Genomic DNA, 14052 nt, shown 5'->3' on the forward strand with positions numbered 1-14052 from the left:
TTATCTCTTTACATTATTTTTTCTAGCTTCACGTTCAAGTCTTCTACGTTCTGCTCTATTTAGATTGTTGTATTGTTCATTTTCTTTTAATTCATCAGCTGATAGCACACTTATATCGTTACTTCCATCGTCAGCTGGTTGAAGTTCTTTTTCTGGTCTTAAAATTTGCTTTCTTTGGATATTTTGTCTGATTTCAACATTCATCATGTATCTAACAGTATCTTCTTGGATTGATCTTGTCATTTCTTCATACATATCAAAACCTTCATTGGTGTATGCACGAACTGGATCGTCATTACCCATTGCACGAACGCCTATTTCTTTTCTCATTTGATCCATAGCATCGATATGATCCATCCATTTTTGGTCGATTACACGAAGCATAATTACACGCTCAACTTCTCTCATATTTTCAGAACCAAATTGAGCTTCCTTATCCTCATATTTGGCTAGAGTAGCTTGATATATATAATCAATCAATTCTTGTTGTGTGTAATCATTTATATTTTCAAAATGTAGTTGAGTAACTGGAATTCCAAGGCTGTTTAGGTGATTTAATAAGGCAACCATTTCCCAATTTTCTGGTTTTACTTCAGGATTGGTGAAAGAATATACTGAACCTTCTATTACTTCTTTTATCATTGAAATAATAGCTTCTTTCATATCGTGTCCATAAAGTACATCCTTACGTTCGTTATAAATAATTGTTCTTTGTTTATTCATAACATCATCGTATTGTAGGACTCTTTTACGTGTTGCAAAGTTATTAGCCTCAACTCTTGTTTGGGCTTTTTCTATTGATCTTGTTACCATTCTTGAAACGATTGGCTCATCTTCATCAAAATTGGCATTTGATATGAATTTTGCAACTTGTTCTCCACCGTTTAATCTAATTAGATCATCTTCTAATGAGATGAAAAATCTTGATTGTCCAGGGTCACCTTGTCTTCCAGAACGTCCTCTTAACTGGTTATCTATACGTCTTGATTCGTGACGTTCTGAACCAATTATATAAAGGCCACCTGCTTTTTTAACAAGCTCTGCTTCTTCTCTTACTCTTGGTCTGATTAAATCTTTTTCGTGTCTATATTTTTTACGTGCTTCAAGAACTGCTTGGTCATTTGTTTCTGCAAAGCTATCAACTTGCTCAAGAAGTTCTTCGCTCATTCCATCTCTCTTTAATTTTTGCATGGCCATATCATCGACATTACCACCAAGCATAATATCTGTACCACGACCTGCCATGTTGGTTGCAATTGTTACAGCTCCAAGTCTTCCTGCTTCTGCTACAATTGCAGCTTCTCTTTCGTGGTTTTTGGCATTTAGTACTGTGTGCTTGATTCCAGCTTTCTTTAGAGCTGCTGATAATCTTTCACTTGCTTCGATAGAAATTGTACCTATTAGGATTGGTTGGCCTGTTGGATGAACTCTATTGATTTCATCAATTATTGCCTTATACTTTCCATTTTCGTTTATATAAACATGGTCTACATCATCTTTTCTTGCAATTGGTCTATTTGTTGGAATTTCAACAACGTCTAGGTTGTAAATTTCGTCAAATTCCTCTTCTTCTGTTTTTGCAGTACCAGTCATGCCTGATAATTTGTCATACATTCTAAAGTAGTTTTGGAAAGTAATTGTTGCAAGTGTTTTACTTTCTGCTTTTACTTCAACGCCTTCTTTAGCTTCTATAGCTTGGTGAAGTCCATCGGAGAATCTTCTACCTTGCATAATACGACCTGTAAACTCATCGACTATCTCTACTTGGCCTTTGTTAACAACATAATCAATATCTCTATGCATAGTTGTATTTGCTTTTAGGGCATTGTTAATATAGTGAGATAATTCCAAGTTTTCGCTATCAGATAAGTTTTCTATACCAAAGAATTTTTCTGCTTTTGCAGTACCTTTTTCTGTAAGGTTAGAAGTTTTTCTCTTTTCATCAACAAGGAAATCTACATCCTCAACCTTAAATTCTCTATCAAAAGGATCTATATCTGCATCTTCGTTTGGATCTAATATTCTACCTTCAAGAGTTAAGATAAACTCGTTTGCTTTTACATAAGTATCTGTAGATTCATCTCCTTGACCAGAAATTATAAGAGGAGTACGAGCCTCATCTATAAGTATTGAGTCAACCTCATCGACTATAGCATAATTTAGTCCACGTTGAACCATATCTTCCTTATAAATTACCATGTTATCTCTTAGGTAATCAAAACCAAATTGGTTATTTGTACCATAGGTAATATCTGCGTTGTAGTTTTGTTGTCTTTCACTATTTGTAAGACCATAGACAATACATCCAACAGACATTCCCAAAAATGTATAAATTTTACCCATCCACTCTTGGTCACGCTTAGCTAGATAGTCGTTTACAGTTACTATATGAACGCCCTTACCTGTAAGTGCGTTTAGGTAAGCTGGACAGGTTTCAACAAGAGTTTTACCTTCACCTGTTTTCATTTCAGCAATTTGACCGTTATGTAGAACAATGCCACCAAGTAATTGCACTGGATAATGTTTCATACCCAAAACTCTATCACTTGCCTCACGAACTACAGCAAAAGCTTCAGGTAGTAAGTCATCCAAAGATTCACCATTTTTGTATCTTTCTTTGAATTCTTCTGTCTTATTTCTTAACTGGCTATCAGTTAATTGTTGCATTTTTTCATCTAGGGCAAGAATTTTATCTACAGCTTTTTGGTTATTTTCAATTTCTTTTTCACTAAATGATTTAAATAGATTAAATATCGCCAAATTTTTCACCTTCCAATTCTCTCGATTTATAAAATAATCAAGCTTTCCATTAATATAATAAAGGATAATAGATTATTTGTAAACTAATATAATAATTATACTTTTAATTCCAGTATTTCATAGAAAAAACGCAGAATATTCTAGCCAATAAGACTCTGCGTTTAAATTCTTATCAAATAATAATCACTTAAAGATGATAGTACCTTAATTATTGGATTTTTTCAACAAAAAAAGAGCATAAATGCTCTTTTCTATTTTCTTGGTCTTATTCTTCCATAATCTCCTTTTTTTCTCTTATAAACGACATTTACGTCTCCATCAATATCATCTAAATATACAAAGAAATCATGATCTACAAGTTCCATTTGCAAAATTGCTTCTTCGGTATTCATAGGCTTAACTGAGATTGTTTTATCTCTTTTGATTGTTAGTTCTTTCTCTTCTGAGCTTTCATCTATATTATTATCAAAGCTATCAAACCTAATTGAGGCTTGATGTCTATCTTTTCTTAATCTAGTTTTATATTTATTAACTTGTTTAACAAGCGCATCCATAACTCTATCTATTGCATTATAAATAGTTTCATCACTTGCTTCTGCACGTAGGATTGTTCCACCTCCTAGTATTGCTGTGGTTTCAGCAACAAACTCATTTCCCTCTTTAGATAACTTAACATCCAATTCTTGTTCTTCTTTGAAGTATTTATCAAGTCTAGAAAACTTTTTTTCAACTTCTTCAGAAATGTCATCAGTTATGTTTAAATTTTTTCCTCTTAAATCTATTTTCATAACTACTCTCCTTTACTTTTTAATTATTTACCCCTATCTGATTAATTATAAACACAATAATTTCTCTAAAAGTAAATTTTATCGTATAATTAACTATATAAATTAGCAAATTAATTAATTGATTTGGGGGAAAAATGAAAAAAACTAAAATTAAAGATATTTTATCCTATGAATTTTTTTCAAATTTAGATATATCTAATGATAAAAGTAAATTAGCCTATACAAGAGTTAAAGGCAATTTTGAAAAAAACAAGTATGATTCCAATATTTGGATTTACCTTACAAAAACAGGTGAAACTTATCCAATCACAGATGATGGCAATTCTTCGATATATACTTTCGACAAAGATAGTAATTTAATTTTTAAGGCAAAGTCAAATGACGAAAAAGATAGCTTTAAAAAAGTTACTGACCATGGAATTGGTAGAGAAATATTTTCTATAAAAAAAGATGTAGCAAGTATCAAATGGTTAAAAGACGACTTATTTCTTGTAAAAGCAAGTGATAAAAAAAGCAAAAAAGAAAAAGCAAAAGATGAAAAAAATAAGTATTTTAAAAAACTTGATACTTTGCCATTTTATGTTAACGGAGGAGGCTATTTAGATTATAGACCTTCTGCCTACTATTTTTACGACAGCAAAAAAGATCAATTAAGTAAAATAATCGATTCAAATTTTGATAAGGAAATAAACTTATTTAGCTTAAATGATGATTTTACCAAGGCTATTTTCAGCAAAACAAATTACGACGAAAATAAAGTGATGGGTCTTAAAGAAGATCTTATTTTGTTAGATATCAACTCAAAAGAAGAAAAAACTTTGATAAAAAACGAGTTTTCATATTATAGGGCAGAATTTTTGGATGATAAGATAATTTTTGTGGCGACAAATATGGAAAAAGGCGGTGTAAACGAAGATGCCTTTATATATTCTTGCGATTTTGATGGAAATTACAAAAAAATAAGCGATGATGATTTTGATATGGACTTTGGCAATTCTTTGGGTACTGATGCAAGGTACGGAGAGGGCAAAACATTTGCTAAAGCAAATGATAAATTATACTTTATAAGTACAGAAAAAGAATCCACCAAGCTTTATTCCATCGACATTAAGGGCGATTTATTTTTGGAAATAGATGATGAAGTTGAAGATTTCACTATAAAAGATGAAGATATTTATTATTTTTCCATGGACAAAAACACAATGGCCGAGCTAAAGAAAAACAAGGAAGAAAAAATATTAATAGCAAATAAAGTTCAAAGCAATGTTTCTTCTATTAAGACTTTTGAATTTGAATCCAACGGAGATATCCTAAAAGGATTTGTACTTTTGCCGACAGATTTTGATGAAAATAAAAAATATCCTACTATTCTAAGTATCCATGGTGGACCAAAAACAGAATTTTCTGATATTTTTCATCACGAACACCAAGTTTTTGCAAATGATGGTTATATAATAATCTATACTAATCCACACGGTTCAAGTGGCAATGGAGTTAAATTTTCAGATATCCGCGGGAAATACGGAGATATAGACTACGATGATTTGATGCGCTTTACTGATCTTGCTATAGAAAAATTTCCACAAATTGATGCAAATAAAATGGGAGTTTATGGTGGATCCTATGGTGGATTTATGACAAATTGGATAATTGGTAACACCGATAGATTTAAGGCAGCTTGCTCTCAAAGATCAATTTCAAATTGGACTAGCTTTAATGGAGTTAGCGATATTGGCTATTATTTTGCAAGCGATCAAACAAATGGCGATATATGGAATAGTTTTGATAATATTTGGGATCAATCTCCTATAAAATATGCAGACAAAGTTAAAACACCTACCCTATTTATTCATTCAGATTGTGATTACCGTTGCCCACTAGAGCAAGGTTTGCAAATGTATAGTAAGATTAAACTTAATGGAGTTGAAAGCAAAATGTTTGTTTTCCATGGAGAAAATCACGAATTATCCAGATCTGGAAAACCTCACGCTAGGTTAAAAAGACTAAAAGAAATTAAAAAATGGTTTGATGGACATCTGAAATAATGAATTTAGAAACAAAAATAAAAATTAGAAAAACATTAGAAAATTTAATATACAGGTTTAAAACTCACAATATAAGTACAATCTCTGCAGCTCTTTCATTTTTCCTTTTGCAAGCATCTATTCCTCTTTTGATGGTGCTTGTAAATATAGTATCAAGACTATTGAAGGATAATGTTGAGGCAATTTATTCTTTAATAGATTTTTTACCAGAAAATGCCAAAGAGCTTGCTATAAGGGTTATAGATACTACTTTTATTAATTCATCATCTGCGTCTGTAAATATTATTACAGTTTTGTTTGCTCTTTGGTCGGCAACTAAGGGAATAGACTATCTAATTACTGCAATTAACAAAGCTTACGGTTTAGATGGCGAAAAAAGAGCAATCAAGAAAAAATTGATTTCAGTTTTGTATACCATTGTATTTATTATTTTTGTGATATTTATCTTGGTTTCACAAATATATGGACCTAATATACTTAGTTTTATCAGATACAATATATTAACTAGATTTTCTGATAAAGCCTTTGGAGGATTTTTTGATAACATTATATCAACTTTAACTTCTCCATTGTATAGAATTATTTTAACTCTTGCACCAATTTTAATAATTTCCTTAGCTTTTGGGTTTTTTTATAGATATGCACCAAATAATAAGGATGATAGGGTTGATTATAAAGACGCTTTTCGTGGAGGTTTATTTGCCACAATTACAATATATATAGCAACTTTTATATATTCATTTTTTATAACGAATTTTTCTAAACAGTCCGTTGTTTATGGAGCTTTGGCAGGAATTTTGGCACTTTTTATTTGGCTAACCATAGTTTCAAACGTATTGATTTTGGGAGCTGAATTAATCGATGCTATAAGAAAAAATTATGCCATCGAATCAAAAGAAGAAATTGCAAAATTTAAAGAAGATAGCACCTCCTTAAAAAAAATTGTAGAAAAGTCATTACAAGATACAAATAAGGAAAGCAAAAATATGAATGAAAAAAGCAACAAAAGATTTTTAAGAAAAAAATTTAGAGATATAAGATATAATATGGATCCAATTAGAAAAAAAATGATTGACTACACTATATATTCTAGCTTCCTTAATTCTTCACTCTTTGCCGATGCCCAAACAATTTTCATCTATGTGTCGGTTAATGATGAGGTTGAGACCTATGAAATAATCAAAAAATCTCTTGAATTTGGTAAGGATGTTTATGTTCCTTTTATAAGTGATCCTTACAAAAGAGAGATGAAAGCAGTAAGAATTTATGATACAAAAGATCTTGTTAAGGGAGAATTTAAAATTCCAACATCTTATAGGAAAGAATTTATAGAAAATCCCGACCTAACTCTTGTCCCGGGTCTTGGCTTTGATAGAAGTAAAAATCGCCTTGGCTATGGTGGAGGTTATTACGATAGATTTTTAAATGAGAACCAAACTACATCAATAGGCTTATTTGCAAGTGATTTTGAGGTAGAAGAAATTGATGTGGATGAATTTGACCAAAAATTAGATTTTATTATTACAGAAAAAGAAATATTTTAAGAAAGAGACCCTAGGGTCTCTTAGATTTTATTAAAGAGGTTTTATGAAAAAATTATTATTTGTTTTACTTACTCTTGTTAGCTTATCTTCCTGTAAAGATCAAAAAATTCCAAAAAACGATGGCTATAAATATATTTATTCAAATCTTACAGATGAAAAATCAAAAAAAGATGTAAAAGATTTAATGGAAAAAAGTTCTCTTAGAAAAAACAACATAGAGAGATTTTTCAAACAAGTGAATTTTTTTAATTCCAATATCGATAAGACTTTGTTAGCTAGCAAAGATTATCAAAAAGCTAATCAAATACCAGAATATGATGTAGATAAAATGCAGGATAGTTTATTTAACAAATATCCGGAATTTGCAGGAGTTAACTGTAGAATTACAACTTTTGGCTTAGTTTCAGACAAAATACAAATAAAAAATCTTGAAAAATCAAATTTATCAGCTATAGAAATCGACAATTCTTCTTTTAAAAATCCACCAGTTCCAACTTTGGAAGAATCTGAAATAGAGAAATTTAACAAATTCTATTCAGCAATAAAAACAGATAATACAGGCGATTCTAAAATCCATTTAGAAAAAATAAATAATTTTTGGAAGGAAAATGGCATAAATTTCCCAAAATCAGATAAATTCTCTATAATTTCTGTATTTGTATTTTCTTCACTTGATGAAAATGATAACGAGTTATTCATCGGCCATACCGGAATTTTATTTACTCTTGATGATAATAGATTTTTGCTTGTTGAAAAACTCGCCTTTACATCTCCTTATCAGGCAGTTGTATTTGAAAACAAAAAAGACCTATACGATTATCTTATGAAAATGTACGATTTTTCAAGCGAAACTTATCCAGCAAAACCATTGATATTTGAAAATGATAATCTATTAGAAGATTGAAAAACTCCAGCTAATGCTGGAGTTTTTATATTTCTTTTATCGCAAAAGTTTCTTTGCTTAATCTATCAAGGTATTTGTGGATTTTTATCTTTCTCATAAAAGACATATCCTTATCGTAAATTAGCGGATTTATAGCATTTTCCATGCGTTTCTCTTGGGTAAATTCATCTCTAAAATTAATAGCTAAGTTATCTATAGTTTCTTTTAAGTTTAAATTGTAATAGGAAAAAGCTTTATCCCCTATAATTTCTAGTTGATTATCAAAAATTTGATCTTCTATGGCTATTTTTGATAAATTCACTCCATTTTGTGTAGCATAATAATGGCTGCGACCTTGGCGAAGATTTATTTCAAAAGCGTAAAATTTGCCTGTTTCTATATCCTTTTTGAAATCTATATTAAATAATCCATAAACTCCTAAAGTTTCTACAATTTTTTTGGCATAGTCTACTAGAATTTCTTCATCCGTGTCAATTTTTGCAACGTAATTTCCAATCCACTCTACTCTCTTATCTAATAGAATATTTTTGCATTTTGCAATACTAATAGTATCTTTTGACCTATAACCATCTACATTAAATTCCGTTCCATCGCTTCCTTTTAGGAATTCTTGGACAAGTATTTCATCGTCATATGAATTTTGGTAAATTTTTTCTATTATTTTTATAGTTTGATCCTTTGATTTAGAATGATAGCCTTTTTGCCAACCATCAAATCTGTCTTTTTTATAAAATATATCGTTATTTGCCTTGATATAGACATCTTCTGGATAATCTTGATCCTTATAATTTTCTTTGTTAACTAATAAAGTTTTTGGAGCAAGATCAAGCTCGGCTATTTTTTCATAAAAAGAATTTTTCGTGAGTAATTCATCAATTTTATTAAGATTTGCATACGGTAAATGAACTTCAAAGTCCAGTCTTTCTCTATTTCTAATAGCTATATTTCTAAAATTATCATCTGGAGAAAATATAATAAATTCCTTGTACTTATCTTTATTATCTGCGTAAATTTCATTTAAGGTTTTACAAAAAATATCTTCATCTTTGGAAAAATTATCTCTTTTATAAAAATCTATTATTTGTGAATTCAAGCAAGGAGCTAAAATCATAGATGTAGCAACCGCTGATTTTATCCCATAAGCCTCATGAATTTCACGAGCTATTGAATATGTATTTAAGTCTGATCCAAGTATAATCGGTAAAAATTCGTTCATTATCTTCTCCATTTCTTTTAATCGCTTTATATATTATATAAGCGTATAATGTAAAAAGCAATATTTTGACTAGGAGGATTTTATGGAAAAATTAGGAATTTTAGGCGGTATGGGCCCTCTTTGCACGGCACATTTTTATGAAAAAATTGTTAAATATACAAAGGCAAATAAGGATCAAGACCATATTCCTACGATTATCTTATCTGATCCTCAAATACCTGATAGAACCAGTGTTATTTTAACTGGCAAAGAAAAAGATCTACTTTTAGAAAAAGCAAAGGAAGATTTGAAAACTTTAGAACAATTATCTGCAAAAAACATCGCAATTCCTTGCAACACTATGCATTATTTTTATGATGAATTTGTAAAAATGACTGATGTAAATATTATAAATATGATTTATGAAACAATTAAATATTGTAAGGAAAATAAGGCAAAAAATATAGCAGTTCTAGGAACAAGAGGAACTATAGATTCAGGAATATACGAAAAGTATGCAGATGAATTTGATATAAATATTATAAAGTTATCCGAAGAAGAGAAAGATCTTATAATGGAAACAATTTATAGTATCAAAGAAACAAATAATACCAAAAAAGATGAATTTATAAAAATGATTTCTGATATAAAAGATCATGATGTCGATCGTATAATTATCGCTTGCACAGAATTATCTTTGGTAGAAGGAATTGAAAATTTGGATTATATTGTTGATGCCATGGATATATTAGCCAGAAAATCCATTATTACTATGGGATATGAACTTAAATAATTTTTCTTAATCTTTATAATATCTTAACACTTTGTGTTATAATATATCTGTTGTCGAGGTTAAGATTATGTTAAGAAGAAAAACTTTAAAAAAAGAATATTATTTGCTTACAATACTTAGAGCAATCGCCTTTTTTGCTATATCCTTATTTCATGGATATTCACACATGCTGCCAGGAGGATATTTGGCAGTAATTATTTTTTTGCTCTTGTCTGGATTTTTAAGTGAAAGAAGTCAGAAAAAGAAATCCTATAGTTTTAAATTATTTTTTAGAAAATTTACAAATATTATGGCGCCAATATATTTTATAATGGCCATAAGTATGATTGTCGCTTTGATTTTTGCTAGGGAAATATTTGACGATAGTATAAAATCTGTACTTCCTGTTGCTTTTAATTTTGAAAATATTAGAAGAATTTTTGCTGGAGATGATTATTTCAATCAATCTGGTAATTTTAATATATTTTTGCACATGTGGTACATTTCCCTATATATGCAATTTATCGGAATTTATTATCTAATAAATAAACTTTTATCAAAAAGTAAAAATGATTCAATAAAGATTATAATTTATTTTGTATTAACCATTCTTAGCTTTGCTGCTATTATACATTTTGGCAAATCTCCGAAGGATATTACAAGAATTTATTATGGAATTGACACAAGATTTTCTGCCTTTGCTTTAGGTGGACTTTTGGCTTTATTATCTAAGAATTTCAAGAAAAATTACTTTAATAAAAAATCAAGCTTTCTTGTTGCAATAAGCGTCCTTATATTCGCAATGCTAATTCCATTTTTTATCATAAGTGGAAGAAAAATAAGCTCATATGGACTATTTTTTATTGCTTACACTATAATTATAGGTCTACTTGTAACAGCTTTATATGAATTTGAAGATAAATTTTTAATAGATAAAAGTAATTATAATATCTTTACAAAATTCCTCTTATATGTTGGAGATAGAAGTTATTATTTTTATTTGTGGCAATATGTTGTTCAAATATTTTTCACATATTTTCTTGCTAATATCTTTGAAAATGTGTTTATAAATATACTTGTACAATTTTTGATAATTATAATTCTTGGAGAAATAACTTATAAAATATTTTCTGGCAAAAAACTAAAGATAAGACTTTTTATTTCTACATTTATTATTTTAATTATTTTAAATGTAATTTCACTTGCCATAGGCAATAAGAAAAAAGAAGAAATCGCCAATCTAAAAAAAGAAATTACCCAAAATGAAGAAGAAATCAAAGAAAGAAATGAAAAAGCAAAATTAGAAGCTGAGAAAAAGAAAAAAGAAGAAATAGAAAAGGCCAATAAAGCTGACTTGGAAAAGCAAGAAAAAGAAAAAGAAGAAGAAATCAAAAAAGAAGAATTTGTTGAAAAAGCCTATGATGATTTTGAATTTACAGACAAAGAAAAAGAATACTTGGCAAATATTTCTATAAGTTCAGTTGGAGATTCGGTTATTTTAAATGCTGATTCCTATATCAGAAAATTCATACCAAATTTTTATTTAGATGGTAAAGTTGGTCGTGACATGATTGATGGACCTGCGGTTTTGCAATCCATAAAAAACAATGTAGGATTAGGAGATATTGTTGTTATTTCTTTAGGATCTAATGGTTCTGCCAATGTTTCTGATATGGATAAGATTATGGAAATAGCTGAAGGTCGTGATGTTTATTTTGTAAATACTTCTCACACTCAATCTTATATGGATTATGTAAATGAAGAAATCAAAAAATATTGCGACAAAAACGACAAGGCTCATTTGGTGGATTGGAGAAATTTCATCAAAGATAAGGCAAATTATCTTGCTCCAGATAGAACTCATCCTAATATCCCAGGCTCAGATGGCTTTGCAAAGTTAATAATGAGAAAAATATTAAATGTAAATAAAATACAACCATAAATATTTTTATAAATAGAAATACTCTCTGATATTGTAAATTACAAATTTCAGAGAGTATTTTTTATTTTACATTAATTATAACTAAAGGCTTCTATATTTCTCTCTAACTTCTTCGATTTTCCCACAAGTCATCTTGCCTTCAGGACAAGGACCTGTTAGGCAATTTGGGCCAGAGTTTTTGAATAAATTTGGATAGATTTCTTTGCAAATTTTTACCATCTGAAAAGCTAGTTCTCTTATTTCCCATTGAGCTCTATTGCAACATCTTAAGGAGAAAAAGTGTAAAAGACTTCTAGCATTCATTGTAAAAACTATCTTTGTTTCGCAAGCATTTGGAAATACGTATCTTGCATCTTCTATGGATTTTTTCTCTGCAGATGATTTAGCTTTTTTCTCGCTAATTCCCTCTTTTAAAAATTCCTCATAGTTTTTCTCAAATAATTGGTCGACAATTTTTTCATAAGTTTCTTGGCTTTGATCCATTGCTTCTATGAAATATTTTTTCGCCACCGGATTTTCTTCTATTGATGGTGGTATTATATATTGAAAATCATCTAATCTTACATATCTTTGGGATTGTTGGGAGTAAGAAGCTAGTCTATGTCTTACTAATTGATGAGTTAGTGTTCTTGAAACTCCTTCTACTGCAAAAGTAAAGCTTACATGCTCAATTGGAGATAAATGTCCCATATTAGTAAGCATTGTTATGTATTTTTCTATTGAATTTTCATCTAGTTTTTCTCTAATTTCGTCTACACCAACCCTCGAATAGCAAAGCTTTCCAGCTTGAGCTATAGTTTCTTCTGCATCTTTTGTATAATTTAATAAAACTACTTTCATTTTCTTCCTCCCGATTTTTATTATTTTCATTATATCATAGATAGGGAAAAATTTTATAAAAAAAAAAGAAGGCCGTAGCCTTCTTTTGCTTATTATTTTCTTCTTACTAATTCAAGAGCTTTATCTTCACCCATTTTTCCAGCCCATGCTGATAAGGCTAAGGCAGCTATTAGTCCTAAGAAAGTGATAACTGAACCTGCTGAAATTTTGTTTGAAGCTTTCTCAGCTTCTTTTTTGGCATCTTCAACTTTTTTGTCAGCTTCAACTGCTAATTTATTTATAGTACTAGATGCTTCGTCAAGAGCTTTTTGAGCTTGTTTGTTTGCTTCATCTAGTCCATTATAAATGTTGTTAGTAACTTCTTCTGCTTCTGTTTGATTTAATTGTGTATTATTTGAAACTGCATTTGCAATAGCATCTTTATCAGCAGAATCAGCTATTTTTTGAGCTTTATCTTTTAATGATGCTGATAAGTCAGAAACAATTTTGCCAGCATTATCTGGATTTAGTGCAAGCTCTTTTGCCGCTTTTCCTATTTCATCTTTTGATTCTTCTAGTTGTTTGTTTAGATAATCTGGTTGAAGTTCTGGTATTTCAGTATCTGCTAAATATTTATCTACATTTTCTTGTAATTTACTTGTATCAACTTCTCCCATAGCTTCAATCGTTTTATCAAGGCCAAGGCTTAAAGCTTCGGTTGATGCAGTAACTGCTGATCCTGCAACATCTGCCGCACCTTTTGCAAGGCCACCTGCCACATTTGAAGCCATTCCTAAAACTTGTGCTATAGAATTAATTACAAAAACTACTAATATTAAAAGTGAAAGAGCCCAAGTAATAGCTCCATGTAACATACCTGTTGATCTAGCAGAAAATCCTGCTATAAATCCACCAGCTAAGAAAGATAAGACTAAGGTAATTGCAGTCCATATCCCAGTTCCAACACCAACTCCTGCAAGTGGGTTTGAATTTGTCGGTGAAAAAATTCCAAATCCTAAAGCAGCTGTCAATAAGCTTAAAGTTGCAAAACAAGCGGCTGAAACTATTGCTCCTGCAATAATTGAACCCCAAGATAAGTTAGTTCCTGCTGGAAGTACGCTTATAGATTTTTCGAAAAATGAATTTGCTTCTTTACGATTTCTTTCTACTCTTTCTCCTCTTCTTGGATTTCTATTTTCACGTTTAGGTCTTTCAACGCTTATTTTCTCATCTTCAGATGTTTGTATTGTTGAATCATTATTCTTTCTTTCTGTCATAATTCC

Annotated in this window: 10 protein-coding genes; 5 read left to right on the forward strand and 5 right to left on the reverse strand. The window is 30.0% G+C overall.

The annotated features are described in order from the left end of the window. Both secA and hpf read right to left on the reverse strand, forming a co-directional pair. Entirely contained in the window at positions 1-2760 is a 2760-nt protein-coding gene (gene secA / locus GAN53_RS08460) for a preprotein translocase subunit SecA (RefSeq protein WP_151410661.1), read from the reverse strand. Between the two features lie 251 nt (positions 2761-3011). Beyond that, positions 3012-3548 carry a ribosome hibernation-promoting factor, HPF/YfiA family gene (hpf, locus tag GAN53_RS08465; RefSeq protein ID WP_151410662.1) on the reverse strand — a complete coding sequence of 179 codons (537 nt, stop codon included), beginning with the start codon at positions 3546-3548 and terminating at the stop codon, positions 3012-3014. Positions 3549-3682: 134 nt separating this feature from the next. On the opposite strand from hpf, the gene GAN53_RS08470 reads away from it, so the two are divergent. The 3 genes from GAN53_RS08470 to GAN53_RS08480 are packed head-to-tail and all read left to right on the forward strand — an operon-like array spanning position 3683 to position 8041. After that, entirely contained in the window at positions 3683-5593 is a 1911-nt protein-coding gene (locus tag GAN53_RS08470) for an alpha/beta hydrolase family protein (RefSeq protein WP_151410663.1), read from the forward strand. Further along, positions 5593-7137, forward strand: a complete 1545-nt coding sequence (locus GAN53_RS08475) for a 5-formyltetrahydrofolate cyclo-ligase (RefSeq protein ID WP_151410664.1) — start codon at positions 5593-5595, stop codon at positions 7135-7137. The genes GAN53_RS08470 and GAN53_RS08475 overlap by 1 nt, the downstream gene beginning before the upstream one ends. Before the next feature lie 43 nt (positions 7138-7180). Continuing rightward, complete coding sequence (locus tag GAN53_RS08480; RefSeq protein ID WP_151410665.1) at positions 7181-8041, forward strand: DUF4300 family protein; 861 nt, start codon at positions 7181-7183, stop codon at positions 8039-8041. A gap of 25 nt (positions 8042-8066) precedes the next feature. Here the strand turns inward: GAN53_RS08480 and GAN53_RS08485 are convergent, their stop codons facing one another. Further along, positions 8067-9257, reverse strand: a complete 1191-nt coding sequence (locus GAN53_RS08485; RefSeq protein WP_192574105.1) for an ATP-grasp domain-containing protein — start codon at positions 9255-9257, stop codon at positions 8067-8069. Between the two features lie 82 nt (positions 9258-9339). Between GAN53_RS08485 and GAN53_RS08490 the strand changes: the two genes are divergently transcribed. Together GAN53_RS08490 and GAN53_RS08495 are read left to right on the forward strand one after the other, a co-directional pair. Next, positions 9340-10029, forward strand: coding sequence for an aspartate/glutamate racemase family protein (locus GAN53_RS08490; RefSeq protein WP_151410667.1), 690 nt, complete (start codon positions 9340-9342; stop codon positions 10027-10029). A gap of 67 nt (positions 10030-10096) precedes the next feature. Then, entirely contained in the window at positions 10097-11950 is a 1854-nt protein-coding gene (locus tag GAN53_RS08495) for an acyltransferase family protein (protein WP_151410668.1), read from the forward strand. Positions 11951-12031: 81 nt separating this feature from the next. On the opposite strand, the gene thyX is transcribed toward GAN53_RS08495, so the two are convergent. Both thyX and GAN53_RS08505 read right to left on the reverse strand, forming a co-directional pair. Beyond that, the gene (gene thyX, locus GAN53_RS08500; RefSeq protein WP_151410669.1) at positions 12032-12790 is read right to left on the reverse strand and encodes an FAD-dependent thymidylate synthase; all 759 of its coding nucleotides are present in this window, start codon (positions 12788-12790) and stop codon (positions 12032-12034) included. Between the two features lie 92 nt (positions 12791-12882). Beyond that, the gene (locus GAN53_RS08505; protein ID WP_225791852.1) at positions 12883-14046 is read right to left on the reverse strand and encodes a YrzE family protein; all 1164 of its coding nucleotides are present in this window, start codon (positions 14044-14046) and stop codon (positions 12883-12885) included. Positions 14047-14052: the final 6 nt, after the last annotated feature.

Source organism: Anaerococcus sp. Marseille-P9784, assembly GCF_902500265.1.
Lineage (GTDB): Bacteria > Bacillota > Clostridia > Tissierellales > Peptoniphilaceae > Anaerococcus.

What these genes read in the sequence shown, in the direction of transcription:
- thyX (WP_151410669.1), bottom strand. Translation starts at nt 12,790, where the DNA reads ATGAAAGTAGTTTTATTAAATTATACAAAAGATGCAGAAGAAACTATA.
- GAN53_RS08485 (WP_192574105.1), bottom strand. Translation starts at nt 9,257, where the DNA reads ATGAACGAATTTTTACCGATTATACTTGGATCAGACTTAAATACATAT.
- GAN53_RS08470 (WP_151410663.1), top strand. Translation starts at nt 3,683, where the DNA reads ATGAAAAAAACTAAAATTAAAGATATTTTATCCTATGAATTTTTTTCA.
- GAN53_RS08480 (WP_151410665.1), top strand. Translation starts at nt 7,181, where the DNA reads ATGAAAAAATTATTATTTGTTTTACTTACTCTTGTTAGCTTATCTTCC.
- GAN53_RS08505 (WP_225791852.1), bottom strand. Translation starts at nt 14,046, where the DNA reads ATGACAGAAAGAAAGAATAATGATTCAACAATACAAACATCTGAAGAT.
- GAN53_RS08475 (WP_151410664.1), top strand. Translation starts at nt 5,593, where the DNA reads ATGAATTTAGAAACAAAAATAAAAATTAGAAAAACATTAGAAAATTTA.
- hpf (WP_151410662.1), bottom strand. Translation starts at nt 3,548, where the DNA reads ATGAAAATAGATTTAAGAGGAAAAAATTTAAACATAACTGATGACATT.
- GAN53_RS08490 (WP_151410667.1), top strand. Translation starts at nt 9,340, where the DNA reads ATGGAAAAATTAGGAATTTTAGGCGGTATGGGCCCTCTTTGCACGGCA.
- GAN53_RS08495 (WP_151410668.1), top strand. Translation starts at nt 10,097, where the DNA reads ATGTTAAGAAGAAAAACTTTAAAAAAAGAATATTATTTGCTTACAATA.